This window comes from Longilinea arvoryzae (assembly GCF_001050235.1).
Classification (GTDB): Bacteria; Chloroflexota; Anaerolineae; order Anaerolineales; family Anaerolineaceae; genus Longilinea; species Longilinea arvoryzae.
This window is the reverse complement of the sequence record NZ_DF967972.1, coordinates 2,216,042-2,242,748: the sequence shown is the minus strand read 5'-3', so window position 1 is coordinate 2,242,748 and position 26,707 is coordinate 2,216,042. Positions and strand designations below refer to the sequence as shown.

Here is a 26,707-nt window from a genome sequence, read left to right as displayed (position 1 = left end):
ATCGACCAGGCCGATCGCGCCCTCTTCCTGGGACAAAACGACCTGGCTGAAAGTGAATACCAGTCTGCCTATGCCCAGAGCAGCGATCCCCAGATCCAGGCGGCCGCCCAACTGGGCACCGCCCGCGTTCAAATGCAGCGCGGTGAAACGGACCTGGCCGTGAGCACGCTGCAGCAGGTGGGCACGCAGTTCAGTGATACCGAAGCCGCCCGTGAGGCCAATTACTTCCTCGCCCAGGCCGCCAAAGGCAACGATGACCCGGCCAAAGCCGCGGCTTATCTGGAAGCTTTCCTGGCGGCGGGGAGCACGCCCATCGATGCCTACCTGCAAATCGAACTCGGCGACCTGTATATGGACGCCGGAAACCCGGGCGGCGCCGTGAAGGCGTACGAAAGCGCTCTGCAAGACTCGGAATACGCCAACGACGAGGATCTGAAGATCAAACAGGGCCGCGCGTATGCCGCCATGCAAGACTATACGAATGCGCTGCGCCTGTACCTGGGTGTCTATGACGCCACCGGCAACGAATTTACCAAGGCCGAAGTCAACCTGCTAGCCGGTCAGGTTTACCTGGCCCTGGGAATTCCGGAACAGGCCAACGCGCGTTTTCTGGATTCGGTCAATAACTACCCGCGGTCCTATGACTCCTACTCGGCTCTGGTGGCCCTGGTGGATGCCAATGTGGCGGTCGATCCTTTGAACCGCGCTCTGGTGGATTATTTCGCCGGCCAATACGGCGTGGCGGTGGATCTCTTCAAGACTTATCTCGAATCCACACCCGACCACAACGGCACGGCCCATTATTATCGCGCTCTGGCGCTGCGTTCTACCGATCAATACCAGCAGGAAATCGCTGAATGGGACGCGCTGATCAAGGACCACCCCGGGGATCGTTTTTGGTTGGAGGCATGGAAGGAAAAAGCCTATACCCAGTGGGCTTATCTGGACGACTACGCCGCCGCCGCGCAGACCCTGCTCGATTTCGTTCAACTGTATCCGGATGATTCCAACGCCCCTGAATTGCTCTTCGAAGCCGGGCGCATCCAGGAACGCTACGGCCGCCTGACGGATGCCGCCGCCACCTGGGAACGCGTCTTCAATGATTATCCCAGTTATTCCGGCAGCTATCAGGCCCTTTTTCTGGCCGGAGTCACCCAGTATCGTTTGAAGAATTACGCCCAGGCCGAAGTCCTCTTTCAGCGTACCCTGGTATTGGGTTCATCCCTCAGTGACCAATCCGCCGCGTCTTTATGGGTCGGCAAAGCCCAACTGGGCGAAGGACAATCCGATAAGGCGCGCCAGACCTGGCAGCAGGCCGCCGCCATGGATCCAACGGGGTACTACAGCGAACGCGCCAAGGAACTCCTCGAAGGCACGCCCGAATTCCGCCCCCCGCAGTATTACGACCTGGCCTACGATCTGGACCTCGAACGATCGGACGCCGAACAGTGGCTGCGCACGACCTTCAACCTGGCGGCCGATCTGGATTTGAGCGGCCTCGGCGATCTGGCGCAAAATACGAGTTACCAGCGCGGATTGTACTTCTGGAAGCTGGGCCTGCTCAATGAGTCGTTGGCGGAATTCGACAACCTGCGTCAGGCCCTGCAGTCCGACCCGGCGGCCACCTACCGGTTGACCAATGAACTCCTCGACCTGGGCTTTTACCGCGAGGCCATCCTGGCCAGCCGCCAGATCTTGAATCTCGCCAACATGGATGATGCTTCCACGCTGGATGCGCCGGTCTTCTTCAACCACATCCGCTTTGGCGTTTATTTCAAGGACCTGGTGCTGTCCGCCGCGCAGGAAAACAATATTCATCCCCTGCTGCTCTTGAGCGTCATCCGCCAGGAAAGCATGTTCGAAGGCTATGCCCGTTCATCGGCCGGCGCGCGCGGCTTGATGCAGCTCATTCCATCCACCGGCGCCGAAATCGCCACGACCATGAACTGGCCGGCGAATTACACCGATTCGGACCTCGATCTCCCGGCTGTCAACCTGCGCCTGGGAGCGCGTTACCTGGCCAACCAGCGCGATTATTTCGGCGGCGAACTCTATGCGGCCCTGGCGGCTTACAACGCCGGACCAGGCAACGCCGCCATCTGGTGGCAGCTCTCGGATAACGACCCGGACCTGTTCCTGGAGATCATCCGTTACAGCGAAACCCAAAACTACATCCGCCAAATTGCCGAGTTCATGAATATCTACCGCCTGCTCTACGAAAGGGCACCGTAATCGGGGCTAATTCAAAAAACAGGCAGACGCGTGTCTGCCTGTTTTTTGAATTTTTAGTAGGGGGTCGGTCTGTGTGCCGGCCCCCTCTCGAATTCTCCAGGATTAAATTAACAACCGCATCGGCTGCTCGAGATTGAGCGCCAGCGCCTGCAGGAACCGGGCCGCCTCGGCGCCGTCCGTTACCCGGTGATCGGCTGAAAGCGTGGCCTTCATCCGCGTGCCAACAACCACCTGGCCGTCCCTGACGACCGGCACCGGTTTGGCCGAGCCGACCGCCAAAATGGCGGCTTCGGGCGGGTTGATGATGGCAATGAAATGTTCGACGTCAAACATGCCCAGGTTGCTGATCGAGAATGTCGAACCTTCGATATCCTCCGGGCGCACTTTTCCGGCCCGGGCGCGCGCCACCATCTCCCTGACTTCGGCTGAGATGACCCGCAGCGGCTTCTGATCGGCATCCCGGACCACCACCGTCATCAGGCCGGCATCCATGGCCACCGCCACGCCCACATTGATCTGGCCGTGGCGGATGATTTCGTTTCCGGCCAACGACGCATTAATGCCCGGGAACTGGCGCAGCGCCAGGGCGATCCCCTTGACGATGAAATCGTTGACCGAGATCTTCTGCTCATCCGGCAGCAGTTCATTGATCTGTTTTCGCAGGGACATCAAGGCATCCATATCGAATTCGTGAGTCACATAAAAATGCGGCACACTCTGCTTCGATTCAGACATGCGCCGGCCGATAATGGCCCGCAGTTTTTCGACCGGAATGTGCTGGTCGGAAGGCGCCGGCGCTCCCGGCTGCCAGACTGGCGCCGCCGGGGTGACATTTGCCGGAGCAGCGGCAGCCGTCGCCTGCGCAGCCGGAGTTGGAGTCGCTCCACCGGCGGGTTGGTTTACACCGGTCAGCGCGGCTTCGACATCCCGTTTGACGATCCGGCCGCCCGGACCACTGCCCTGCACGGCCTGCAAATCCAGGCCCTTGGTTGCAGCGATGCGTTTGGCCAGGGGTGAAGCCTTGATCGGTCCCGCGGCGCTCCCGCCTGCAGGAATGGCGGCGGGCTTTTCAGGAGCCGGCGCGGCGTTCTCTTCAGCCTTCGCTTCCGGAGCTGAACCGGGCAGGTCCGGCACCGCTTCGCCGGGCTGGCCGATCATCGCAATGGGCGTGCTTACCGGCACGACCGCACCCTGTTCGACCAGTTGCCGAAGCAAAACACCCGTGAAACTCGATTCGACCTCCACTGTGGCCTTGTCGGTCTCGATTTCCGCCAGCACATCACTCTTTTCGACTTTTTCTCCCTCGGCCTTTACCCAGCGCACCAGGGTGCCTTCGGCCATATCGAAACCCAGTTTGGGCATGATTACGATATTCGCCATTACAACACCTCCTTGACCGCCGCAATGACATCTTCCGCCTTCGGGATGGCCGACTGCTCGAGCGTCCGGTTGTAGGGCAGCGGCACTTCTTTCTGCGCCACGCGCTGAATGGGCGCATCGACGTAATCGAAGGCCTGTTCGTAAATCCGGGCCGAAATTTCGGAACCGACGCCGAAGGATTTCCAGCCTTCTTCCACGATGACCGCACGGTTCGTCTTTTTGAACGATTCGATGACCGGACCCATATCCAGTGGTCGGAGTGTGCGCAGATCGACGATCTCGGCTTCGATGCCCTCTTTCGAGAGCTGCTCGGCGGCCTTCTGAGAAATCTCCAGCATCTTGCTGTAGGTCACGATGGTGACATCCTTACCCGGACGCGCAATCGTCGATTTACCGATGGGTACGGTGTAATCCCCTTCCGGAACTTCACCTCGAATCTGGTAAAGCGTGGCGTGTTCGATGAACATCACCGGATCGTTGCTGCGGATGGCCGATTTCAGAAGCCCCTTGGCGTCCGCGGGCGATCCCGGGGCAACCACCACCAGACCTGGAAAATGCGCAAAGACGGAATCCAGGGTTTGCGAGTGTGTCGCCCCCAACTGGCGCCCGCCACCGCCCACCGTGCGAATGACCAGCGGCAGTACCATCTGGCCCCCAAACATGTAATGCATTTTGGCGGCTTCATTGACGATGTGTTCCATCGCCGAGAGCGCGAAGTTGATGGTCATTAATTCAGCCACCGGGCGCAGGCCGGTTAAGGCGGCGCCGACGGCCGAACCCACGATCGCGGCCTCCGAGATGGGCGTGTCGCGCACCCGATCCGCGCCGAAGTGATCATAGAACCCTTTCGTGACGGCGTAAGTGCCGCCCCACACCCCTACTTCCTCTCCCAGGATGAAGACCTTGGGATCGCGTTCCATTTCTTCCCACAATGCCTGGGAAATGGCTTCTCGCATGGTTAATCGCGCCATTATCCCACCTCCTGATAGGTTTCGACGTACACGTTTTTGTAGAGTTCTTCAGGCGCTGGTTCGGGACTGGCTTCGGCGAACTCGATCGCGTCCTGGATTTCCGCTTCGACGTCTTTTTCCAACCCAACCAGCTCTTTTTCGCTTGCAATCCCCTGATCGATCAGGACTTTCCGGAACCCGGCGATGGGATCGTGTTCTTCATAGCGGCGCACTTCTTCCGGCTTGCGATAGCGTTCCGGATCGCCCATCGAATGTCCGCGAAAACGGTAGGTTTCGATCTCCAAAAAGCGCGGGCCGCCGCCGGCGCGGATTTCATCGAGCATCTTCTGGCCGGCCTCGTGAACGGCCAGGACATCCATCCCGTCCACCCGTTCGTTCCGAATCCCATAGCCTTCTGCCTTCTGGCGAATATCCGAAACCGCTGAAGCCCGCTTGACAGAGGTGCCCATACCGTACTGGTTGTTTTCGCACACCCACAGCACGGGCAAATTCCAGACTTTGGACAGGTTGAGGGCTTCGTGGAAATAGCCGATATTGGTGGCGCCGTCGCCAAACATGCAGATGGTTACGCCGGGAGCCTTACTGTACAGATCTCCCAGCGCCAGCCCGGCTGCCAGCGGCAGGTGCGCGCCGACGATGGCGTGCCCACCCCAGTAATTCTTCTTCACATCCGCCATGTGCATCGAGCCGCCCTTGCCCTTGGAGCAGCCGGTCGCCTTGCCCAACAGTTCGGCGATGATTACACGCGCCGAAAGACCGCTGTTATAGGCGACGCCGTGGTCGCGATAAGCGGTGATCACCCGATCCTCCGGACGGCGGGCGGAGATCAACCCGGTCGAGACCGCCTCCTGCCCGATATAGAGGTGTAGAAATCCACCAATCTTCCCCTGCTGATACAGCTCAGCGGCGCTTTCTTCCAATCTCCGGATAGCCACCATCTGGTGGTAAAGGTTGAGGTATTCCTGTTTCTCCATGAGAACATCCTCCTGCTGCGATGTCGTTCTGTCATCCTCGCTTCACGCCCGACGTTCAGTCGTTTATGAATACGAGTTTAATTATCGTAATAATTACTGATGGCATTATACCAGAATCGCGATTCGATTTCATGGGTTTGCAATATTTAGTACAAAACTCATATAAAACGTTAACAGAGATGACAGCCGGTAAAACAACAGAGACATGCCGGTCCGGCATGTCTCTGTTTTCACGAAAGGACGGATGATCTACTCTTCCGGGAAATCGACGTACTGTCTGGCCATGTCGATTCCCTCGCGGCGCGCCGCCCGGGAACGCCAGGCGAACCATCCCAACCCCATCGCGAATGTGACGAGCAGGATGATCACATCCGCTCCGCCGATAATATAGCCCTCGGATGGGTACGTGTAGATGGTCACGATCATCAAAATCAGGTAAGCCAGGACCAGAAGCCCGCTGATCACGAGCAATGGCGCATTTGCTTTGCGCACATTTGCTGAGCCGGCCTTCACCCATTTCCGCTTCGCCCACGGATAAAGCACCGCCGCCAATGCCGGAAATGTCTGCAGGCAGATCAAGCCGAACATCACGGAGCCGAGCACCTTCATCACGCCGAAATTAGCCGCCAGTGTAACGCCCATCTGAGCAAGAATCGCGACGAAGAGCGTGGTGAACAATGGCGTCTGGCTGCCAGGATGGATGTACCCGACCAGTTTTGGCAGCATATGATCATCCGTCCATGCCAACCAGACTCGACCGAATGAACGGATGAAAGCCTGCAAGGCGGCCATCAAGCCGGCCAGTGCGCCCAGCGTCGATAATGTGAATAGGAAGAAGTTCGGTCGAAGCAGGGCCGCGTAGAACGGCAGCCAGGGCATGGCCGGCGTTTTGAGCTGATTGCTGTACAGAAGCAGTTGGCTCTCTGCGGCCAGCCAGTCGGCGGAAATGACGCGGCTCACCATGACTGTCGAGCCCATCGCCAGGCCGCCGCACACCAGCACGGCGAACCATCCGCCCAACAACTGGCTTTTCGAGGCTGAACTCTTCACCTCGCCGGATACTTCGTTGGGCAAACGCACGCCCCAAAAAAGCAAAAAACCCAGTGGGATCCCGGCCAATACCAACCACTGGGGAGGCACGCCGAACCACAATGAGAGCGCCCGCGCTGCGGGCATCTGCCCGGCGTAACTTCCCTCACCGATGACCAGGTCCCAATTCGTCGCAAAATTGGCGGAATTGGCATTGAACAATTGGAAGAAAATCGCAGCCCAGCCCAATAAGGCCAGGAGGACGCAAATCAAGATAAATCGGGAGTTGGCCTTTGGGGTCAATGTGCTGAAGAAGAAAACCAGCGCCACCACAATCGCGCCTGCAATCGTGGCGCCCTGGGGCTGAGAAAGAGAAGTGGCGATCGTCGCCAGATCGGGATCTTGAAAAACCCAGGAGGAATAATAAAGGAAAGGCGTCAACACAGCCTGAGCGACCAGCACTGCGAACGCGCCCGCCGCTGCCGCCAGAAATAATTGAGAGCTGAATTTGGCGGCAAAGGCCAGGGGAGCATGCAGTACGCGGCTGGTGAACACATAATCCGAACCCGAATACGGGGCTACGGCGCTGATCAAAGCATACAATAGCACCACCACCAGATTGAAACCCGTGGCCAATGCCAGGGTTCGCCCCATATCCACGGATGGCCAGAATCCATTCCCGATTCCAAGGGGTAACAGTTCCACCAAACCCAAACAACCTACCAGGGCCAGCGCCGAGGTGTTTTTGATCTTGAGGTAGCGTTGCAGCCGCACGAACAGTTGACTTTGAACCAGTTCATCCACGGCCGGAGTGTCTACGTTTTGGGTCATGAACCATCCTCCCCAGGGATATGAAAACGGATAGTCTATTTTATCCTGTTCCCTTGCCGGGAATTGCCACCTGCAAATTACAAATACGTAAGCTTAAAAAATCATCCCTCCCCGAACCGGGGAGGGATGAGGGATATCACAAGGCCTCTGGTTTATAGGTCCGTGTTGACCTTGCCGGAGGAGTACTTCAAAGCTGCCTTGGCAGCCGCCAGACGGGCTACCGGAACGCGGAACGGCGAGCAGCTCACGTAATTCTGGCCAATGGTATGGCAGAATTCGATCGAAGCCGGATCACCGCCGTGCTCACCGCAGATACCCACTTCCAATTCGGGGCGGGTCTTGCGGCCGCTTTCCACAGCCATCATCATCAGACGGCCAACGCCGTCCTGATCCAGGGTCTGGAACGGATTCTTGGGCAGAATGCCGCTCTCGACGTACTGGACGAGGAAGCTGCGCTCGGCATCGTCACGGCTGTAGCCGAAGGTCATCTGAGTCAGGTCGTTGGTGCCGAAGGAGAAGAATTCAGCCACCGAGGCGATCTCTTCGGCGGTCACGGCCGCGCGCGGGATCTCGATCATGGTGCCGAACTTATAGGTGAAGCTCACCTTCTTCTCGTCCATCACCTTCTTGGCGATTTCCACCAGGCGCGGCTGGATCCACTTGAGTTCGTTGATATGGCCGGTGAGCGGGATCATGACCTCAGGGCGAACTTTGATGCCGCGCAGCGTGCAGTCGCACGCAGCTTCGAAGATGGCGCGCACCTGCATCTCGACGATTTCGGGCATAGCGATGCTCAAGCGCACACCGCGCAGGCCCATCATCGGGTTGCTCTCATGCAGGGATTCAACCGCTGCCAGCATCTTCTCGAGCGCAACAACTTCCTTCGAATCACCCTTGCCCAGCAGGTAGGCGGCGGTGTTTTGCACGCGGGTGGTGATGATTTTTTCCTTCAGTTCATCCGCCGAGGGCAGGAACTCGTGCAGCGGCGGATCAATCAGGCGGATGATCACGGGCAGGCCGTCCATCGCCTCGAACAGGCCGTCGAAATCGGAACGCTGAGTGGGCAGAAGCTCATTCAACGCCGCGGTGCGGTCTTCGCTGGTCTTCGCCAGGATCATGCGCTGCACGATCGGGAGGCGGTTGGTCTCGAAGAACATGTGCTCGGTGCGGCACAGGCCAATACCCTTGGCGCCGTAGGAACGAGCGCGGCGGGCATCCTTGGGATAGTCGGCGTTTGCCCAGACCTGCAGACCGGTGGTGGGGCCGTTGCCAGCCTTGCGAATGCCGGGCTGCGCGCAAATCTCATCCGCCCAGGTGAGCAGGGTGAGCAGTTCGGTTTGTTCATCCAGAGAAGGCACGGTCAGATTCAACTTGCCAATGTAAACCTCACCGCTGGTGCCGTCCACTGAAATCCATTCGCCTTCCTTGACGACCGTTTCGTTGCAGGTCATCAGGCGTTTTTCCTGGTCGATTTTGACCGCGGAGGCGCCCACCACGCACGGAACACCAAACTGGCGAGCCACAACGGCTGCGTGCGAGGTCGCGCCGCCTTCACTGGTGAGAATGCCCTTGGCAGCCAGCATACCATGCACGTCGTCCGGCTTGGTGAACGGGCGAACCATGATGACATCCTGCTTTTCTTCCTTGGACATCCGCTCGGCGGTGTCCGCGTCGAAGTAGATGCGGCCGACTGCAGCACCCGGCGATGCGTTCACACCGGTTGCAAAGAAGCGACCTTCCTTCTTGGCGACCTTCTTGGTATCCATGTCGAACTGTGGATGCAGAAGAGTGTCGACCTGCTCAGGGCTGATACGGTTGACGGCTTCCGTCTTGTCGATCAACTTCTCGTTGACCATATCCACCGCGATCTTGACGGCGGAACGGGCGGTGCGCTTGCCGTTGCGGGTTTGCAGCATCCACAGGCGGCCGCGTTCGATAGTGAACTCGACATCCTGCATGTCTTTGTAGTGCAGTTCGAGTTTGGCGGTGATCTCCATGAACTGTTTGTAAGCTTCGGGCAGATCCTTGGCCATGTTTACAATCTGTTCGGTGTTGCGAATACCGGCGACCACATCCTCGCCCTGGGCATTCAGCAAATATTCACCAAACATCTTCTTCTCGCCGGTGGAAGGATTGCGGGTGAAGGCAACGCCCGTACCGGAATCCATGCCCATGTTGCCGAACACCATCGTCACGATGTTGACGGCGGTGCCCAGATCATCGGGGATGTTGGTCGCGCGGCGATAATCCACGGCGCGCTTGCCCTGCCAGGACTTGAAGACCGCTTCGGTGGCCAGGCGCATTTGCTGCAGCGGATCCTGCGGGAAGTCAAAGCCCTTGTGCTTGCGTACGACCTTCTTGAACTCGATGACCAGTTCTTTCAGGTCATCCGCGGTCAAATCGATATCGAGTTTGTAACCTTTGAGCGATTTATACTCATCCAGAACGTCCTCGAAAGCCTCATCGGGCATGCCCAACACCACCGAGCCGAACATCTGGATCAAACGTCGGTAAGAGTCATAAACGAAGCGCTCGTTCTGGGTTAATTTGATCATCCCCTTGGCCGTATCGTCGTTCAGGCCGATGTTCAAAACGGTATCCATCATGCCTGGCATCGAGAACTTGGCGCCAGAACGGCAGGAAACCAGGAGAGGGTTCTCCGCGCCGCCGAACTTCTTGCCGGTTGCTTTTTCGACTTCCTTCAATGCGACCATCATCTGGTCCCATTGTCCTTCGGGGAATTCGCCTTTGGCCTGGAAAGCATTGCAGGCTTCGGTTGTGACCGTGAAGCCGGGCGGGACCGGGCAGCCGATGCGGGCCATTTCAGCCAGGTTGGCGCCTTTACCGCCCAACAGACCGCGTACGTTTTCCCAATCACCGCCAACGTACTTTTCCGCCTGTTCGAGCTCGTGGAATAAATACACCCACTTTTTAGAAACCATACGATCCTCCTAATAAACGGTGCTTATCCCTTTTCAGGGGTAATTTGTGATTAAGGCCATTAAGTTCGAAATTATACCATCAGATGAATGTTTCATGAAGGAAACCCCTGAAGAGTCATCCCGTTCCTGGGGAAATCGTCCATAAATCCATCCATTTGACTGTAAACCACCTGCAAGGTGAACTCTCCAAATCTTGTAAGATAATTTGTTTATCTTGATCCACGTGTATCCGGAGATATGAATGAATATCCTCGTCATTGATGACGATCCTGCAATGACTGACCTGCTGAAATTACTGCTTCAACCTACGAATTCGTCGGTTGAAGCTGCCCACACCGGCATGGATGGAATTGCCCTGGCCAAACGCAATCCACCGGACGTGGTTTTATTGGACCTCATGATGCCGGAAATGGACGGTTGGCAGGTCTGTAAAGAGATTCGCACCTTTAGCCCAGTACCCATTTTGATCCTGTCCGCCCTGGATAATCCGGGGATGGTCGCGGCCGCATTGGATGCCGGCGCAGATGACTATTTAATCAAGCCGATTCCCAGTGGCGTGCTGATCGCGCATATCAATAAATTGATCCGTCGGAAGCACTCCGAACAGATATCCATCAACCACCTGCTCGCCTCGACCTCATCCTGATCGGAAAGTAAACCTCCGATCCACACTGCATCCGCCGCCTCGGCGGATGTTTTTGTAAATCACACACGTGTAATTTGTAGTAAAATGAGTAAAATTATCCAGGGAGGGAAAGACGTGCAAACCTGTTCTCGTTGCAACGCACAATCCGCCGACTCGGCCGTCATTTGCCCAAATTGCGGCGCCGATCTTCGGGAATTATCCGCCACAGCCATGTCGCTTAGGCGCATGCGCCAGAGTTCCCGCGTCCTCACGATTCGCCTGGTTGTTCCGGACAACGCGTGTCCGGCCTGTCAGGCGGTGGAAGGGACCTATCCCAAGGAAACCGTTCCGACCCTGCCCGTGAAAGGTTGCTCCTGCCCGCACGGATGCACCTGCTTTTACGAGCCCATGCTCAGCGAGATTTATCCATAAGCCATTGTCGACTTGCGAAGATCAAAAAACCCTTCGTTTTCGGAAGGGATTTTTTGTATCATCAGCGAAGCGGCTCAGGCTGAAGCCAGATTGACCAGTTGAATCAGCGCATCCGAAACCGTCTGAGGTTCTTCCATCATTGGCAAATGCGCCACGCCAGGGACTTCCACCAACCAGCCGCGGGTCAGCATCTGCGCCATCGTGCGTTCGCGTTCGAGCGGGATGTTCAGGTCTTCCTGGCCGGCGATGACCACCGCCGGTACGGTAATCTCAGCCAACCATTCGAGCGCGTTGGGACGCTCGGCCATGCCCTTCAGGGCCCCGATAATGCCCTTCTTGGGGGTCTTCAGCATCATTTCGATCAGTTCGGACTCAAGGTCCTTGCGTTGGGTCAGGCGCGGCAGCATCTTTTTGGCCACCGCCTTGACTCCCTTGCGTCCCACTTCTTCGATCGAAATATACCGCGCCTGGCGTTTTTCAGTCGAATCGGCTTCGGCCTGGCTGGCTACCAGGGCCAATCCGCTCAGGCATTGGGGGTAAGCCCGCGCAAACGAAAGACAGACATATCCACCCATCGAATGCCCGACCAGAATCGCTTTTTGGATACCCAGACGTTCCAGTAAATGGTGAATGTCTTCAGCCTGAAGGCGCATCGAATATTCGCCATCTGTAACGGGCGATTGCCCATGTCCGCGCAGGTCTGGCATGATCACCCGGGCGTGATCCTTCAAACGCGCCACAACTGACTTCCAGATGGTATGGTTCAACGGATAACCGTGAAGGAGGAAAACCGGAAATCCATTCCCGGTTTCTTCGAAATATAGGTCAACAGGTTCCAGTTCCATTAACGATCTCCTTCTTGTTCCGGGGACGCCTTCAACCACTGTTCTGCGAAAGCAAAAGCCGCCTCGCGGTCCGTGATCTTACCTTCCGCTTGCGCTTCCCGGATTGCTTCGAGCAATTGACCCACCTGCGGGCCGGCTGTCACGTGGAAGTGTACCATGATTTCATTGCCGTTGACGAGTCGGGGCGGGCGGACGATCTCTTGCGGCCGTTCCCACCAGGCTTCCAGCAAAGTACGGCAGGTATCCAATTCGCGCTTCCAGACGTCTGCATCCAGGGTGACGCCGTACGTCGCCAGTGTGTCCGCCATGCTCAACAGACAGATGTCCACCCCGGCGGGTCCGGTATCTCGAAAGAATCGGTAAGTCGCCCGCCGGCTGATTTCCTGCTGGCCCTTCGAAAGCAGATGAATCCGCATGTGCCCCAGGATGATTTTGGAAAGCCGATCGATCTCAGCGCTGCTCAAGGCCATGCGTTCGCCGCAGGCCTGCGCCAACCGGGCGCTGATCTTCTCGTGCCGCAGGAATCGAATCCGGCCGTCCGGCTCGACACTGCGCGCGGCGGGTTTTCCGGCGTCATGATACAGCGCCGCGAGCATCACCGATCCGCGCAGACTTCGGTCCGGGACAAGCCGTTCTTTGAAATGTTCGACGAATTGCTGGCGGTAACGGCCCAGCCGCAGCACAGCCATTCCCAACGCCAGATCCGAGGCCGAATCCTCGATATAATCCCCGATCAGCACCCCCATCAACCGGCCCAACCAATCCAGGACTTTCAGGGTGTGCTCCCATACATCCAGGGTGTGCGGCGCGCTTTGCGTCACGCCCTGCATTTCTTTCAAATCGGGCAGCAGGTAATCGAGAACGCCCAAGACCTGCATCAAGCGCAAAGCGCTTTCGGGGCGTGTCCCTTCCAGCATGCGAAAGAGCTCATCGCGTTGGCGCTCGACCGAGACGCGGTCCAATTCCACGGCTGCATTGCGGGCCAATTGAAGCGTTTCAGGCAGCATGTGCAAATCCATCTCGAGCGACAGACGCACCGCCCGCAGAACCCGCACCGGATCACTCTGGAAGCTATCCAGCGCGCACACGCGCAGTTTGCGCTCGCGCAGATCGACTGCCCCGCCCAACGGGTCGACGATCTGGTTGCCAGCGCTCAAATCGATGGCAATGGCGTTAATTGTAAAATCCCGCAGGCGTAAATCTGCCTGAAGATCCTGACCGCGCAGCGCAGTGAAGTCTAAAAAAATCCGTTCGCTACTTTGAGTCGTCAGAATTACGCGCATGCTTTCATGCGCGGCATCCATCACATAAAAAGCGCCGCCCAACGCATTGGCGACCCGGCGCGCCAGACGGCGCACATCTCCGCTGACAGCGAAATCCAAATCGTGCACTTTTTTCTGGCGCAGCAGGTCGCGCACGGCGCCGCCCACCAGGTAGACCTGCTGTCCCGCCTGCAGGTGTGGCCGGATTTGGTCGAGCAATTCCAGGGGGTCGATCGCAGCGGACGGGGTCATGAATTGTCCTTCAGGCATCAGGAGGCTGGTTTGTACCGCGCCAGATCGACCACTCCGACAAAAGGCAGGTTGCGGTAATAATCATCGATATCCAGCCCGTAGCCGAAAACGAATTTATTTGAAATGGTGAAACCGACATATTTGAGCGGCACGTAGACTTCACGCCGTTCGGCTTTGTCCAACAGCGTGCAGACGCTCAAGCTGCGCGGCTTGCGCAAAGAGAGCATTTCAAGCACCGACGCCAGGGTAAAACCGCTGTCGATGATATCTTCCACCAGAATGACGTTCTTGTCCTGGATATCGGTGTTCAGATCCAGAGTAATGCGAGTTTGCCCGCTGGTTTCACGGCGCCCCACGCCATAAGACGAAACCGCCATGAATTCGATGGCATGCGGGTGACGGATGGAGCGCATCAAATCGGTCAGGAACATCACCCCACCCCGCAGGATGCAGACCAGCAGGAGCTGATCTTCATCTTTGTAATCATTGCTGATTTCTTCCCCCAGTTCATGAATACGGTGTTGAAGTTGTTCTTCAGAGATCAGAACTTCGGCGAGAAACTCATGATAGTCTTGGACCATGGTGGCAATTCCCTTCAATCCCGGGGGACTTCGTGATGTTTACGGCAGCGCGCTTCATACATCTCTGAGGCGCCAACGATAATGATCGGGTCATCATACCGCGCAGGTTTTCCATTGACCAGACGCTGGGTCCGGCAGGCGGATTCGCCGCACACCATGCAAATGGCCTGCAGTTTGTCCACCCGTTCAGCCTGCGCCATTAAAACGGGCATGCTGCCGAACGGTTCGCCGCGGAAATCGGTATCCAATCCCGCCACGATCACACGCACGCCGCGATTGGCCAGCATTGCAGTAATTTGTACGATCTCCTCATCGAAGAATTGGGCTTCGTCGATGCCCACCACGGTGGTGTCGCTCTCCAGCAGGCCGAGCAGATCGTGAATCTTCTCGATCGGAACGGCGTCGAAATCCGTGCCGGAATGCGAGGTGACTTTCTCGACCTGGTAGCGATTATCGATGATTGGCTTGAACACCTGGACCTTTTGGCGCGCGATGGTCGCCCTGCGGATTCGCCGGATGAGTTCTTCAGTCTTTCCACTAAACATTGATCCTGCCACAACCTCGACGGATCCGGTGTAATGCATCATATGATTCGCCTCTTCGGTATGAGATGCACAGATTTTACCCCAACTTGTTTAAAAGTGGGGCTCGGGTCGGATTAAAACAACAGGCAGAAGCAAATTGCTTCTGCCTGATTTGGACTGTAATCGGATCGGTTAGGCGCTGACTTCTTCGGAAGTCGACAGCTCATAACCGAGCTGGCGCATGCGCTTCTTGGCGTCGATCAACGACTTTCGGCCGAAACCTTCAACCTCCAGCAATTTATCGTCGCCGCCAGCCAGGCGCTCGATCACCTGGCCGATGGTCGTCAAACCGGCCTTGATCAAGGCATCCGTCGGGCGAGCGCCCAGATTGAGTTCAGCCACGGGACGCTGCGGCGAAACACGCTCGGTGTCGCGGGCTTTCTTCTGATCCAGGAATTCCTGGCGGGCTTGCAGCTTCTTATAGAAGCGATCGACCTGTCCTTCGATATCGATAATGCGCGCCTGCTGGCCCGTAAAGAACGGGTGGCATTTCGAGCACACTTCGGTGTGGATTTCTTTCTTGGTCGAGCCAGTGGTCCATGTATTGCCACAGGCGCAGGTCACCTTGGCATCCGGATAATAAGTCGGGTGAATACCCTTCTTCATCGGAACGATCCTTCCTTCCACTCAGGGATGCCCTCACCTCCGTCGACGGCGACCGAAGACGGTGTAGAGCCAATAGCCCTAAGCCGCTTGCGCGGTTTCGGTCACTTCGGGCGGCTGAACGTTGACACGTTTTTGCCCGGTCGGTAAAGTCTCGAACACAACGATACCATCGATGGTCGCGAACAGGGTATCATCGCTGCCACGGCCGACATTCAGGCCGGGTTTGATGCGGGTGCCACGTTGGCGAACTAGAATATTGCCAGAAATCACAGCTTCGCCAGCATAGCGTTTCACGCCCAGGCGCTGTGCATTGCTGTCGCGGCCATTCCGTACGGAACCACCACCTTTTTTATGCGCCATTTTACCTACTCCACTTCGATCTTATTAATCATCAGCCGGGTATATGGCTGGCGATGGCCGGTCTTAACCCGGACACGTTTCTTGGCCTGGTACTTGAAAATGACCAGTTTGGGACCCTTGAAATGATCCACGACCGACGCCTTTACCAGCGCGCCTTTTACCGCGGGCGTTCCAACAGACACTTTCTCACCGTCCACCAGCAAGAGGACCTTGTCGAGCGATAATTCTTTGCCGGTTTCTACCGGGAGAAGATCCACTTCGATGGTGGATCCTTCGACGGCGCGATACTGTTTGCCGCCGCTCTCAACGATGGCGTACTTCATACTATTTTTCTCCAATCTTCACTTCGCCATTCAACCCGCGCCCATCAATACGCTGGTCAACGGGGAAGTTGGGGATGCAGTTTTTCGCCCCAGCGATCGATTGCCGGGGCAGAGCGAAGCCAATTATAGAACCTATGATGAGCTTTGTCAACGGTTCGGAATGTTTTGCAACCTGCGGAAATCTCCTTCCCGCACGGTGATCTTCTCGGCATCCAGATGTTCCAGCAGCGCCAGGGCGTATTTTCGGCTGGTGTTGGAAAGATCGCGGAATTCAGCCACCGTCAATGTGCCGTGTTCCTGTAAATAGGCGATCACCGCCTGCACCAATCGTTCATAATCCGCCTTGCGAAACAGGACATCCTCTGAGACCAGCACCAGGTCGCCGCGCTCGAGCAGCACATCCAGCACATCCTCCCCGACCTCGGCCATACTATCTTTATACGATGGCGGAGCATTGGGTTCCAGCTCGAAGCGCCGCAGCAGTCGCGCCACCCTTTCTGCCTGCTGAGCCGAAAAGGTCACCTGAAATCCCGCCCGGACCGTCACAGATCCACGTTCGACCACAGAACCGAGTTGGGCCAGGTGATGCAGCGCGGCATTGAACACGCGCGTGCTCATCTTCGAACGGCTTTTCAAGGCTTCGCGCGGCATTCCGGATCGCAGGGGATAGGCCTTGTGAAAGGCGTCCAGCTCCTGCAACGCGCGTTTGGCTTCCTGTTCCCACAGGCCGGTGGGCATGACCAGCAAATCGCTGTCCGCTTCCAGCCGGCCTTCTTCCAGAAGCTGCAGTTGCCCATTCTGGATCAATTCGGCGATGGCGGCTTCCGCCTGCCTGCTGGCCAGGCGCGAACGCGCCACCACCTGCGCCAGCGGGGCCGCGCCCAGCGCCAGGCTGGCCTGAAGCAGTACGTCCGCGGGCGAACCCTGCCGCAATGCGTCCAACCCTCTCAGTACCTCGGCGTCGAAACGTTTATGCCTCCCGGCGGGCTGCGGGTCGACCACAATCCCTCCACCCAGCGTTTCTCCGGGCGACGGCCTGCGTAGAATATAGCGGTCTCCGCGCACGGCGACCACCGGTTGGCGCAGTTCGAACTGCAGCCAGCCCTGTTCGCCGGGCAGGATCTGCTCCACGCCGAGCAATCGGGCCCGCGCCAGAACTTCGGAAGCTCCCAGGAACAACTTTACCTCGGCGCTGTGCTTCAGGGGGCCGGCGGCATCTTTGAGCAGCCTGAAATGCACGTCAATTCGCTGGGTCGGGCGATATTTTCCAGGGATCGCCAGGACATACCCACGCTGTACTTCAGGAAGGTCCACGCCGGAAATATTGACTGCTGTCCGGCTGCCCGGAAAGGCGATCTCTTCCTTCTGTTTGTGCGTCTGCAGGCCGCGGATTCGCCCGCGTTTCCCCGTTGGCAGCACTTCGACTTCGTCGCCGGTCCGGAAGCAGCCGTCGATCAATGTGCCGGTCACCACCGTGCCGAATCCGGAAATCGAAAAAACGCGGTCGACCGGTAAACGCGGCCGTCCCAAATCGGGTCGCGGCTGCGTATTGGCCAGGCAATCCGACAGTGCTTTAAGCAATTCCTCCAAACCGGTGCGTTTGCGCGCCGAGACGCGCACCAATGGGGCATTTTCCAGCACCGAACCGCGCAGCGCCTGGCGAACATCCTCTTCCACCAGGTCCAGCCAATCCGCGTCCTGAACCAGGTCGGTTTTGGTCAGCGCCACCACGCCGCTTTGCACCTGCAGCAAATCGAGGATTGCCAGGTGTTCGCGGGTTTGCGGCATGACGCCCTCATCGGCTGCGACGACGAACAAGGCCGCATCGATTCCGCCCACTCCGGCCAGCATATTCTCGATGAAATCACGGTGCCCGGGAACATCGACGATTCCCACCGGCGCGCCGTCTGGCAGGGTCAGCCAGGCGAAACCCAGGTCGATCGTCATTTCACGCTCCTGCTCCTCTTTCAGGCGGTCAGGATGTGTGCCGGTGAGCGCTGCTACCAGCGCCGACTTACCGTGATCGACGTGCCCGGCAGTGCCGATGACGTGCACTGCTCCTCCTAGCGGTTTTGTCCAAAGGTCTTATCGTATTCTTCGGCCCAATCGCGCGCTGTGGACAGCAGAGATTGCAACCGTTTCTGGGTATCCTCGGTGATCTGGCGCTGCAAATCATTCAATTCCTGCGACAAATCTTCCAGCGCCACCAGGCGTTCATTCAGCTTTTCGAACTGGCGAGTAACCTCGCGCTGGGTCTCTTCCTGCGAAAGAGTGTAGTTCGTCCAGCGTTTCTGGTCATCCGCTTTGAAGGATACCCATTCCTGGCGAAAACGATCTTCCGTCAGGCGCTGCATTTCGGTGATTTCGTTGATGCGCCGTTCGAAGCGCTGGGAGATCTCTTCGAAACCTTCCTGTGCTTTCTTGATGGAACGGTGAGTCGCATCCAAGGTTTGAAGCTGAGCATCCAGATTTTGCGCTGATTTCTCGATGACCTCAAAACGCGTTTTCCAGTCCTTCCAAACCCGATCGCGTTCGACCAGAAGCAAATTCTGCTTTTCGATGAACGCGGTTTGCGCCTGACGACGTTCTCCTTCGGCCGCCTGGTATTCCGAAAGCCGCATTTCGATTTTTCGCAGGCTGTCGGCATTGAGATCCGATTTGCCGCGCTGTTCTTCCAACCGTTTGCGCAATGCGGCCACCTCGCCCTGCAAATCCGTCAGGCGTTTCGTATCCTGGCGCTGGGCATCTTCCAGTAATTTATGCGAGCGGCGGTAATCCTCATCTCCGCGGTTGGATTCGGTGACTTTTTGTTCCAATTCTTCGATCAACCGGCCGAGCCGGAAATCTTCTTCAGTGCGAGTCTGCAAACCGCGTTTCAATCCTTCGATCGGTTCCAAACCTTTACGAATTTCGCCGATCGAAATATTCAAGGCTTCGATATCCGTGCGGCGCTGTTTATCGATATCCCGATCGTGTTCAACGCGCTGCTTTTCGGCAGATTCCAACGTACGCGTGTTTTCGACCCGCGCCTGGCCAATTTGAGCTTCAAGCTGATCGAAACGCGGCATCATGGCCGAGAACCGCGCCAGCTCCAGACTCTGCTCTTTGATTTGTTGTAACAACGGAGGAATACTTCCAGCCAGCGTGCTGACTTTTTCTTCCAGCGTTGCAATGATCAGTTTATCTTTACGACGTTCATCGTCAAGCCAATCCAGACGCTTGATGACTTGTTCCAGGTCCATCCAACACCTCGCTGGGATTTACTTACTTTTGAGGATTATACCATCCGGCCTGTCGATCAGAACAAGTTGGCATATCCCTGCAGGATATTCACCATCCAACTGATGAATGGCCTCGGGAACACTCCCGCCACCACCAGCAATGCCACGCCGGTCACGAGTAAAACGATTTGATAACGATTTTCCTCGATGTGCACAGTTTTGGGTTCGTGGCGGAACAGGGCATTCAAATACCGGAATCCGCCGAACATCAACCCGGCGCAGCCCACCAGCGCCCAGATGGCCATGGGAATCGATTTGGATCCCAGCTCTGCCAACAGGGGCTGGCGAATGGGAAAGCCGGCCAACAACGGCAGGCCGCCGCTGGAGAAGATGGCCACGGCGCAGGCTGTCGAGGCGATGGGCAGACGTTGAAAGGCCTGTTTTTCCTCTTCGAACTTTAAGGATAAGCCGTGGCTTCCCAGAACGGAAAGAGCCAGCGCCCACAATCCCAATCCGATCAGGCGCGGGAAAAAAGCGCCCGCGTAATATTCAAGTCCGGTTTCCGAGCGCAGACTTAATGCCAGCAGCGCGAAGCCGGTTTCCAAAATGGCCGTATATCCGAACAGACGGGTCAAATCGCGCTGAAAAGCGCTCCATATCCCGGCCGTGGCCACCATGATCGTACCGGCCAATTGCAGACCCTGAAACAGAAAGGTCGAATTCCGAATAAAGGCATAGCCATCCAAAAAACTGAGCAGCAATGAAAAGACCACGGTTGGCAGCAACGTGAACAGGAAACCGGCCACATAAGGATGGCTTTCCCCGGCCAACAGGGGCACCCAGGTGTAAAAAGGAAAAACCGCCAGCCAGAAAGCCACACCCAACGCCAGCAGGAGGCTTGCGGCGATCAGCAGATTTTCGTTCGCCGGGTTGGTTTCGATGGCGCCCAATGCCCACCCGCCGAGCAGAATGCACGGCATGCCCAGCGTCTGAAAGATCAAATATCGCATCACACCCTGGCCGGCAGGCTTACCCGGTGGAGCCAGCATCGGAATGCTCATCAAAACACTGATTTCGACCAACAATGCGGCGTAAAGGAACGGTTGCACGGCGAGCGACGCGACCAGCAAAGCAATGATCGCCAGCCCGAGCGGTGTGAAAAGACGGTGTGTGCCGGCTGCCGGCGTGCCCAGGAACCAGAAAGCGCCCAGACTATAGATCAATACCAGCAATATGCGGTCCGAGTTATCCAGCATCAATTGCCGGCCGAGGATGGACAAAGAAGAGGTCAGTTCATAAGCCCGCCCGCCGATTTGCACCAAACCGCCAAACGTGGTCAGCGCCGCCGCGGCCGCCAGTGCCAGCGCCAGAATGGCCGCGGTCCAGCGCGTAATATTCGTATGCCAGTTGAATATCAACAGAACGATGGAAGCACCCAGTGGCACGAATATCCATAGAATCACCGTGTTCATTGGACGTCCTCCGGTTCCTGATTCACCAATAAATAGGCGCCCACCAGCGCCAATCCCAGATTGACTCCGGAAATCAGCCCGGTCACCAAGACGGAGGTTTCCACAGACGCATACAACAGTTCAAACCCTGAGAGCACGGTAAACAGGCCGAGGATCACCCGCAGCGGACGCAGCGACATGCCCAACTGCAAAAGTCCCATGCCAATCAGGATTACCGCGCCCAGGAGATAATTGGTCCCGGCCGGTAAAAGCGTCTTCAAAGACGGGCCAATGGCAAATGCCAGGACCCAGACCAGAGATGCGGTCACAATTTTGAAACCCCGGCCCGGCAGCCGTGTAATCCCGGTTTCGGCCAGGGCGGAACCCGGCTGGGATACCCCAAGCACGGCTCCGGCCATCCAGCCCGTGACCAGCTTTACAGCGGCAAGTCCGAGCGGCCACTCCCAGGAGATCATCCAGAACATCCCCAGGTATTGGACGGCCAGCGCGATGATGCTCCAACGCCAATTCTCACTGATCAGCAATGTCAGCGTCGAAGCCATGATGAGGATCAATGGAAGCCAGCTATATGAAGGTTCCATCAATGTCCCGTCCCTGGAATCAACACCGTGAGCAGCAGCGCCAGCAGCACCAGCGCCCACAAAACACCGCCTTCCCCCTCCAAAATGAGTGAAAGGCTGTTAACCAATCTACGCAATAATTCCATAAAATCCTGTAAGACCGAATACAGCCAGCGAAAGCTGAAGAAGGAAACCATCCACCTTGCGATGGCCCGCAAAAGCGAGTCCAGCCAGGCCAGGCGTTCTTTCATATGGACCAGGAGTCGTTGGTAAAGGATGGCCGCAATCCATCCAATCGCCAGCAGAACCGCAGCCAGACTGGCCGGCCAGCGTCCGGCGGTGAAAAAGCCATCCGGACCGATAACAGCGATCAACCAGCCGCTTCCGACCAGCAGGACCAGGCCCAGCGGATAGGCCACCTGGATCCAGCCTTGCATATTCTTCAAGGCTTCTCCGGGGGCCATGGCGTGCCGCACCAGGCCTACGATGAGAAGCGCCACCGCCAGGATCATCGCCATATCGAACAGATTGAAGGTATCTCCCAGCAACCCCGGCCAGCCGTACGCGGTGGGGGTAAAAGGCAAACCGCTCATCGCCAGGGCTGCCAGGATGGGCAAAGCCAGCGAGAATCTGGCCCGGGCCGAATAAAGGAACAGAACGCTGCCGTACAGGATCATCGCGGTCGACCAGACCAGGCTGGAAATCGGGCTGCCGTTGATGACACAGGCAATTGCCAAACCGGCCGTCGCGACAACCCAATACGGCCGCCCGTTGAGCTCATTGGTTGCTCCGGCCCACATGCTGGCCGCGTACAGGGTTCCAATGGCGGTGCCGAAGAGAAGAAAATTCATCCAGCCCGTCGGAAGCTGGGTTGGATTCAGGCGCGCCAGCAGCACCAGGCTGGTGGCGGAGGAAGCCATTCGCAGCAGCGTCCCGACGCCGCGGCGCATTTGAATTTCCTGCCGGTAAGGCAAATTCAAGGGCAAAATCCCCAACCGCAATCCGGCCGCTACCAGTAATAGAATGCTGGCCTGTGGAAATGGGCTGACCTCAGACGTGAGGTCGAGATTCTTACCAACGATGAAAGCCGACAGCGCGACGATGGTTCCGGACACGCGCACGATGAAAGCGACGACGACCTGCGTGTTCAGGCGCGGTTCGTTCACGGTTCGCAGCATCACCACCAGTTCGACGAAATCGATCAGGGACCAGACCAGCAGCAGGGTGATCAAATTTCCGGAGAGGACGCCCACCATTCCCATGGCCGTGATGAACAGGTTGCTGGCCCAGGCGATGGGGTAACTCTTCTGGCCCAGACGGACCGGAGCCGTGAGAATAACAGCCATCAGCAGGGTTGCCAGGCTGAAGGCCAGAGGCCAGGAAATCCCATCCACCTGCAACAGCAGCCGGTCATCCATCTGAACTGTAAACGGCAGCCAATCCGCCACCTGCAACGGGGCCGGCGTGCGGAGGCGCAGAACGAGCAGCAGCCCCCAGTCGATCGTCGAAGCCAGTATGGCCATCAACCATGCCAGCCCGAAATTCGGCCGGAAGCGCTCCAGAACAAAAATCGCCAGCGCCGCAGCGATCGGAAGCAGCAGCGGGATCAGAATAACCCAGGAAGGCATTCTTTACAGTATATCCCCAAATGCCTTGCGGTGGATGAACCGCCCCATTCCGGGTTTCCCGTACCAGGTTTCGTTTTCGACGATCAAATTTCCGCGCAGATAAACCCGTTCGGGGTAGCCCACCAACTCCCAACCCTCGTAAAGGTTGTAATCGGTGCGGTGTTGGGCATGCGCCACCCCATATTTCAGCCTGCGTTCCGGATCCCAGATGACAATATCCGCATCCGCGCCCGGCATCAGGGTGCCTTTACGCGGATACATGCCGAAAATCCGCGCGGGGTTGGTCGAGGTCAACGCCACAAACTGATTGGGTGTGATTCTGCCACTGCGCACCCCATACGTCCACAGGATGGGCATCCGGTCACCGACCCCCGGCAAACCGTTCGGGACGAGCGTGAAATTTCCGTTGCCAAGTTCCTTGCCCGGAATGGCAACCTCTTTGCCTTCGTAGAGAATCGGCTTGCGGCCGTCGAAAAAGAAGGGACAGTGGTCGGTTGCCATCACCTGCAGGGTGCCGTCAGCGATACCCGTCCATAAGCGGGCATTGTCGGCCGCGCTGCGCATGGGCGGCGAACAAACCCACTTGGCGCCGTCTGGCCCACGCAGGTTGTCGATGGTAAAGAATAAATATTGAGGGCAGGTTTCGGCCATCACCTGAATACCGTGCGCCCGGGCGTAGGCTACCTGATCCACCTCGCCGCCCACGTTCATGTGGACAATGTAAACCGGCGCCTCCGCCTGAGCCGCCAGAGCGGCTGTGCGCAGGGTGGCTTCGACTGCGCCCCAGGACGGGCGGGTCAGCGAATGCCATTCCGGAGCGGTGTGCCCGGCAGTCAATGCCTCAGCCACCAGCGTTTCGATGACATCGCCGTTCTCGGCGTGGACCATGGTCAGCAGGCCGTGTTGGCGGGCTAACCGCAGCACTTTAAAAATCTCACCATCCGAGAGGCGCAGCCGGCCGTTGTAAGCCGTAAACACTTTGACGCTGGTGACACCGGCGGCGGGCAACTGCCCGATCTCGGCCGCCACCTGATCGTCGAAATGGGTAATATTCATATGAAAGCCAAAATCGATGGCTGCCTTAGGATCGGCATTGACATGCGCAGCCTCGATATTGGCCAGCAGCGGGCTGGTATCCTGGGAAACGAAATCGATGGCCGTGGTCGTGCCGCCAAACGCGGCGCCTTTATGACCGGTATAGTGGTCGTCCGAGCTGATCGTGCCGGCCATGGGCAGGCTGAAATGGGTATGCACATCCACGCCGCCCGGCATGACCAGCTTGCCGCCGGCATCCACCACCTCGGCATTGGCTGGCGCCGTCAGCTCCGGCCCAATCTGGGCGATTTTTTCACCTTCAACCAGGATATCCGCCTGAAATGTTTCAGCAGCGGTAATCAACGTTCCATTCTTTATCAATAAATTGCTCATCGAAGTCTCCTTGGCGAATGGTTCTGCCATTTTACCAGTTTTCCTCGACCTCATACCCCCCTTTTTCCTCCTGCAGGCCCTTCACATCCCCCAACAGCGCCAGCAGGGCCGGCTCTACTGCTTCATCCGGCAATTCATCCGCCTGATAAGTTCCTTCCTTCAATGCACGTTCACGCAGCGAGCGCCACAGGAGGTTGCGTTCTTCCGAGCGCACCACCAGGTCGATTAAGCTATGCGCATTTTTCAACAATTCTCCCGTGGTGTACAGGAAGGTAAAGCGCCGCCAATTTCCAGCCAGGATCGGTTGCGGCAGCGTTTGCAGTGGACCAAGCTGCATCTTGTAATATTCTTCATGCGCGCGTGGGTGGTCCGGCTCGCTGCGCAGCAGTTCAGCCCGGGTTGCCATTTCGTGCCCGCGCACGGGTGCAATGGTTTCGACCCGCCAGTGGTGCTCCTCGCCGAAACCGCCCGTCTGGTAGAAGGCCAGGTAATCCACGGATACGACCTTGGGCGCGTGGCGCAGCGGGATGCGGTACCAGCCCAACAGGCGGGCAATTTCCAGGTCGCGCGGCTCGGTCACCACCGCCACCAAAATCAAAGCTGTACCGGGAGGATAAATGCTCATCACGCCCCCCTGAAAAACCCATCCGGTGCGGAATTGCCGCACCGGATGGTCTCTTCGAAATTATTTGACCAGACCCACTTCGTGGTTGAAATCGGTGATCAAGGCATCGATTTCGCCCATTTGCTTCTGGATATCCGTCCAGTAGTTCGGGTCGTACCACTGGTCCTGAATTTCAGGATAAGTCTTGCCCTGCTGTTCGACCCAGGTGTAGTACTTCAGGTTGTGAACGCGCTTGCGATCCGCATAGCTCAGTTCGAGCATGTTGTCGGTGGAGGTGCCCAGCAAATAGCGAGCGAAGTCAGCCGCCGCCATGGCTTCGGTGTACTCGCCCTCTTCTTTCCGCATCTCATCGATCCGGCTGCCGTAGAGCTGCATCGAATCGGTCAGTACGGTCACGACCACATCGTTCTCGCCCATCTCGTAGTATTTCGCCATCTTGATGGCCGAGAGGACGTTGGCGATGCCGGAGAAGCCCATCAGACCAAGCTGGTTGACGAACGCTTCGGGAACGCCCATCTTGACCAGGTAGGCCCGGCCGACGGGTTCGTTGAACAGGCGCAGCAGATGAACGACCGCGTTATCATCGATGGCCGTAATCACATCGGTGTTCTTGACGTTGTGGATCCAGGGCACATGCTTGTCGCCAATGCCTTCGATGCGGTGCGAGCCAAAACCGTTGGCCAGCAGGGTCGGGCACTGTAGGGCTTCGCTCGCGCCGATCTTACTGGTTGGGAAGACCTGCTTGAGGTAATCGCCGCTGGCGATGGTGCCGGCTGAACCGGTGGTGAATACCGAACCCCGGAAGGTATCATTCGGCCGCATGACATGTTCCAGCATTTCCTCGAAGGCTTTGCCGGTGACCGAATAATGCCACAGGTAGTTGCCGAATTCTTCGAACTGGTTGAAGATCATCAGGTCCTGGCCGGAGCGGCGCAGTTCCCAACACTTATCGAAGATTTCCTTGACGTTCGATTCACTGCCCGGAGTGGCAATGACTTCGCTGGCGATCTTCTTCAACCACTCGAAGCGCTCGCGGCTCATGCCTTCCGGCAAAATGGCGATCGATTCGCAGCCCAACAGCGCCGAATCATAGGCGCCGCCGCGGCAGTAGTTGCCGGTGGAAGGCCACACGGCCTTCTCGGTGGTCGGGTCGAACTGACCGGTCACCAGACGCGGCACCAGACAGCCAAAGGCAGCTCCAACTTTGTGAGCGCCGGTGGGGAACCACTTGCCGACCATTACGATAATACGGGCCGGGGTGCCGGTCAGGCTGGACGGGAATTCGAGGTAATTGACGCCGTCGTAGCCGCCGCCAAATTCCTTGGCTTCGTTCTTCCAGGATATGCGGAAGAGGTTACGAGGATGCACATCCCACAAGCCGATTTGCTTGAGCTCGGCTTTGAAAGCAGCCGGAATCTTCGATGGGTCGCGCATCTGGGCAAAGGTGGGGATAACGATATTCCGTTCACGAGCCCGGCGAATTGCCTTCGCACGACGTTCAGGCATGACAGTTAGATCGATTTTGGCCATTCTTTTCCTTTCAA

Annotated in this window: 23 protein-coding genes and 1 pseudogene; 3 read left to right on the top strand and 21 right to left on the bottom strand. The window is 57.5% G+C overall.

The window, feature by feature from the left end; all coding sequences use genetic code 11:
* Positions 1-2,232, top strand: a 2,232-nt coding sequence (locus tag LARV_RS09945) for a transglycosylase SLT domain-containing protein (protein WP_075073494.1), incomplete at its 5' end; no start/stop codon positions are given.
* A 102-nt stretch (positions 2,233-2,334) separates the two neighbouring features.
* On the opposite strand, the gene LARV_RS09940 is transcribed toward LARV_RS09945, so the two are convergent.
* The 5 genes from LARV_RS09940 to ppdK form a co-directional block, all read right to left on the bottom strand.
* A complete protein-coding gene (locus LARV_RS09940; RefSeq protein ID WP_075073493.1) occupies positions 2,335-3,612 on the bottom strand; it encodes a dihydrolipoamide acetyltransferase family protein in 1,278 nt (425 codons plus the stop codon).
* Positions 3,612-4,583, bottom strand: a complete 972-nt coding sequence (locus tag LARV_RS09935) for an alpha-ketoacid dehydrogenase subunit beta (RefSeq protein WP_075073492.1) — start codon at positions 4,581-4,583, stop codon at positions 3,612-3,614. Before LARV_RS09935 ends, LARV_RS09940 begins: the two co-directional genes overlap by 1 nt.
* A complete protein-coding gene (gene pdhA / locus LARV_RS09930; protein ID WP_075073491.1) occupies positions 4,583-5,557 on the bottom strand; it encodes a pyruvate dehydrogenase (acetyl-transferring) E1 component subunit alpha in 975 nt (324 codons plus the stop codon). The genes LARV_RS09935 and pdhA overlap by 1 nt, the downstream gene beginning before the upstream one ends.
* Positions 5,558-5,806: 249 nt before the next feature.
* Positions 5,807-7,417 carry an amino acid permease gene (locus LARV_RS09925; RefSeq protein ID WP_075073490.1) on the bottom strand — a complete coding sequence of 537 codons (1,611 nt, stop codon included), beginning with the start codon at positions 7,415-7,417 and terminating at the stop codon, positions 5,807-5,809.
* 152 nt (positions 7,418-7,569) lie between these two features.
* Complete coding sequence (ppdK, locus tag LARV_RS09920; RefSeq protein WP_083522476.1) at positions 7,570-10,359, bottom strand: pyruvate, phosphate dikinase; 2,790 nt, start codon at positions 10,357-10,359, stop codon at positions 7,570-7,572.
* 241 nt (positions 10,360-10,600) lie between these two features.
* Between ppdK and LARV_RS09915 the strand changes: the two genes are divergently transcribed.
* Positions 10,601-11,005 carry a response regulator transcription factor gene (locus tag LARV_RS09915; protein ID WP_075073489.1) on the top strand — a complete coding sequence of 135 codons (405 nt, stop codon included), beginning with the start codon at positions 10,601-10,603 and terminating at the stop codon, positions 11,003-11,005.
* Positions 11,006-11,119: 114 nt separating this feature from the next.
* Positions 11,120-11,416, top strand: a complete 297-nt coding sequence (locus LARV_RS20195; protein WP_075073488.1) for a double zinc ribbon domain-containing protein — start codon at positions 11,120-11,122, stop codon at positions 11,414-11,416.
* A 74-nt stretch (positions 11,417-11,490) separates the two neighbouring features.
* On the opposite strand, the gene LARV_RS09905 is transcribed toward LARV_RS20195, so the two are convergent.
* From LARV_RS09905 to LARV_RS09830, 16 genes and pseudogenes are all read right to left on the bottom strand, one after another.
* Positions 11,491-12,261, bottom strand: coding sequence for an alpha/beta fold hydrolase (locus LARV_RS09905; protein WP_075073487.1), 771 nt, complete (start codon positions 12,259-12,261; stop codon positions 11,491-11,493).
* Complete coding sequence (locus tag LARV_RS09900) at positions 12,261-13,775, bottom strand: CCA tRNA nucleotidyltransferase (protein ID WP_236709951.1); 1,515 nt, start codon at positions 13,773-13,775, stop codon at positions 12,261-12,263. Before LARV_RS09900 ends, LARV_RS09905 begins: the two co-directional genes overlap by 1 nt.
* A gap of 17 nt (positions 13,776-13,792) precedes the next feature.
* Complete coding sequence (hpt, locus tag LARV_RS09895) at positions 13,793-14,356, bottom strand: hypoxanthine phosphoribosyltransferase (RefSeq protein WP_075075185.1); 564 nt, start codon at positions 14,354-14,356, stop codon at positions 13,793-13,795.
* 14 nt (positions 14,357-14,370) lie between these two features.
* Entirely contained in the window at positions 14,371-14,943 is a 573-nt protein-coding gene (locus LARV_RS09890) for a thymidine kinase (protein WP_075073485.1), read from the bottom strand.
* Between the two features lie 129 nt (positions 14,944-15,072).
* Positions 15,073-15,333, bottom strand: coding sequence for a DNA-directed RNA polymerase subunit alpha C-terminal domain-containing protein (locus tag LARV_RS20695; RefSeq protein WP_269084973.1), 261 nt, complete (start codon positions 15,331-15,333; stop codon positions 15,073-15,075).
* Between the two features lie 3 nt (positions 15,334-15,336).
* Positions 15,337-15,546, bottom strand: a pseudogene (gene rpmE, locus LARV_RS20690) (50S ribosomal protein L31); the annotation flags it as partial.
* Between the two features lie 78 nt (positions 15,547-15,624).
* Positions 15,625-15,906, bottom strand: coding sequence for a 50S ribosomal protein L27 (gene rpmA / locus LARV_RS09875; RefSeq protein ID WP_075073484.1), 282 nt, complete (start codon positions 15,904-15,906; stop codon positions 15,625-15,627).
* 5 nt (positions 15,907-15,911) lie between these two features.
* Positions 15,912-16,229, bottom strand: coding sequence for a 50S ribosomal protein L21 (rplU, locus tag LARV_RS09870; protein WP_075073483.1), 318 nt, complete (start codon positions 16,227-16,229; stop codon positions 15,912-15,914).
* Between the two features lie 147 nt (positions 16,230-16,376).
* Positions 16,377-18,284 (bottom strand): selenocysteine-specific translation elongation factor, encoded by a 1,908-nt coding sequence (selB, locus tag LARV_RS09865; RefSeq protein ID WP_075073482.1) that lies wholly within the window; start codon positions 18,282-18,284, stop codon positions 16,377-16,379.
* A gap of 8 nt (positions 18,285-18,292) precedes the next feature.
* Positions 18,293-19,471, bottom strand: a complete 1,179-nt coding sequence (locus LARV_RS09860; RefSeq protein WP_075073481.1) for a coiled-coil domain-containing protein — start codon at positions 19,469-19,471, stop codon at positions 18,293-18,295.
* A gap of 56 nt (positions 19,472-19,527) precedes the next feature.
* The gene (locus LARV_RS09855) at positions 19,528-20,922 is read right to left on the bottom strand and encodes a proton-conducting transporter transmembrane domain-containing protein (protein ID WP_075073480.1); all 1,395 of its coding nucleotides are present in this window, start codon (positions 20,920-20,922) and stop codon (positions 19,528-19,530) included.
* Positions 20,919-21,503 carry a hypothetical protein gene (locus LARV_RS09850; protein WP_075073479.1) on the bottom strand — a complete coding sequence of 195 codons (585 nt, stop codon included), beginning with the start codon at positions 21,501-21,503 and terminating at the stop codon, positions 20,919-20,921. Before LARV_RS09850 ends, LARV_RS09855 begins: the two co-directional genes overlap by 4 nt.
* Positions 21,503-23,110: a hypothetical protein gene (locus LARV_RS09845; protein WP_075073478.1), complete on the bottom strand. Its 1,608-nt coding sequence runs from the start codon at positions 23,108-23,110 to the stop codon at positions 21,503-21,505. Before LARV_RS09845 ends, LARV_RS09850 begins: the two co-directional genes overlap by 1 nt.
* 3 nt (positions 23,111-23,113) lie before the next feature.
* Complete coding sequence (hydA, locus tag LARV_RS09840; RefSeq protein WP_172797832.1) at positions 23,114-24,568, bottom strand: dihydropyrimidinase; 1,455 nt, start codon at positions 24,566-24,568, stop codon at positions 23,114-23,116.
* A gap of 1 nt (position 24,569) precedes the next feature.
* Complete coding sequence (locus LARV_RS09835; protein WP_075073477.1) at positions 24,570-25,163, bottom strand: hypothetical protein; 594 nt, start codon at positions 25,161-25,163, stop codon at positions 24,570-24,572.
* 60 nt (positions 25,164-25,223) lie between these two features.
* On the bottom strand, positions 25,224-26,669 hold the full coding sequence (locus tag LARV_RS09830) for a pyridoxal-phosphate dependent enzyme (protein ID WP_236709950.1): 1,446 nt from the start codon (positions 26,667-26,669) through the stop codon (positions 25,224-25,226).
* Positions 26,670-26,707: the final 38 nt, after the last annotated feature.

Bases quoted from the DNA above. Each gene is read 5' to 3' on its own strand.
- LARV_RS09890 (WP_075073485.1), bottom strand. From the start codon at position 14,943: ATGATGCATTACACCGGATCCGTCGAGGTTGTGGCAGGATCAATGTTT.
- LARV_RS09900 (WP_236709951.1), bottom strand. From the start codon at position 13,775: ATGACCCCGTCCGCTGCGATCGACCCCCTGGAATTGCTCGACCAAATC.
- pdhA (WP_075073491.1), bottom strand. From the start codon at position 5,557: ATGGAGAAACAGGAATACCTCAACCTTTACCACCAGATGGTGGCTATC.
- LARV_RS09940 (WP_075073493.1), bottom strand. From the start codon at position 3,612: ATGGCGAATATCGTAATCATGCCCAAACTGGGTTTCGATATGGCCGAA.
- LARV_RS09935 (WP_075073492.1), bottom strand. From the start codon at position 4,583: ATGGCGCGATTAACCATGCGAGAAGCCATTTCCCAGGCATTGTGGGAA.
- rpmA (WP_075073484.1), bottom strand. From the start codon at position 15,906: ATGGCGCATAAAAAAGGTGGTGGTTCCGTACGGAATGGCCGCGACAGC.
- LARV_RS09925 (WP_075073490.1), bottom strand. From the start codon at position 7,417: ATGACCCAAAACGTAGACACTCCGGCCGTGGATGAACTGGTTCAAAGT.
- ppdK (WP_083522476.1), bottom strand. From the start codon at position 10,359: ATGGTTTCTAAAAAGTGGGTGTATTTATTCCACGAGCTCGAACAGGCG.
- rplU (WP_075073483.1), bottom strand. From the start codon at position 16,229: ATGAAGTACGCCATCGTTGAGAGCGGCGGCAAACAGTATCGCGCCGTC.
- LARV_RS09915 (WP_075073489.1), top strand. From the start codon at position 10,601: ATGAATATCCTCGTCATTGATGACGATCCTGCAATGACTGACCTGCTG.
- hpt (WP_075075185.1), bottom strand. From the start codon at position 14,356: ATGGTCCAAGACTATCATGAGTTTCTCGCCGAAGTTCTGATCTCTGAA.
- LARV_RS09830 (WP_236709950.1), bottom strand. From the start codon at position 26,669: ATGCCTGAACGTCGTGCGAAGGCAATTCGCCGGGCTCGTGAACGGAAT.
- LARV_RS09850 (WP_075073479.1), bottom strand. From the start codon at position 21,503: ATGGAACCTTCATATAGCTGGCTTCCATTGATCCTCATCATGGCTTCG.
- hydA (WP_172797832.1), bottom strand. From the start codon at position 24,568: ATGGCAGAACCATTCGCCAAGGAGACTTCGATGAGCAATTTATTGATA.
- LARV_RS09845 (WP_075073478.1), bottom strand. From the start codon at position 23,110: ATGCCTTCCTGGGTTATTCTGATCCCGCTGCTGCTTCCGATCGCTGCG.
- LARV_RS09905 (WP_075073487.1), bottom strand. From the start codon at position 12,261: ATGGAACTGGAACCTGTTGACCTATATTTCGAAGAAACCGGGAATGGA.
- LARV_RS09855 (WP_075073480.1), bottom strand. From the start codon at position 20,922: ATGAACACGGTGATTCTATGGATATTCGTGCCACTGGGTGCTTCCATC.
- LARV_RS09835 (WP_075073477.1), bottom strand. From the start codon at position 25,163: ATGAGCATTTATCCTCCCGGTACAGCTTTGATTTTGGTGGCGGTGGTG.
- LARV_RS09860 (WP_075073481.1), bottom strand. From the start codon at position 19,471: ATGGACCTGGAACAAGTCATCAAGCGTCTGGATTGGCTTGACGATGAA.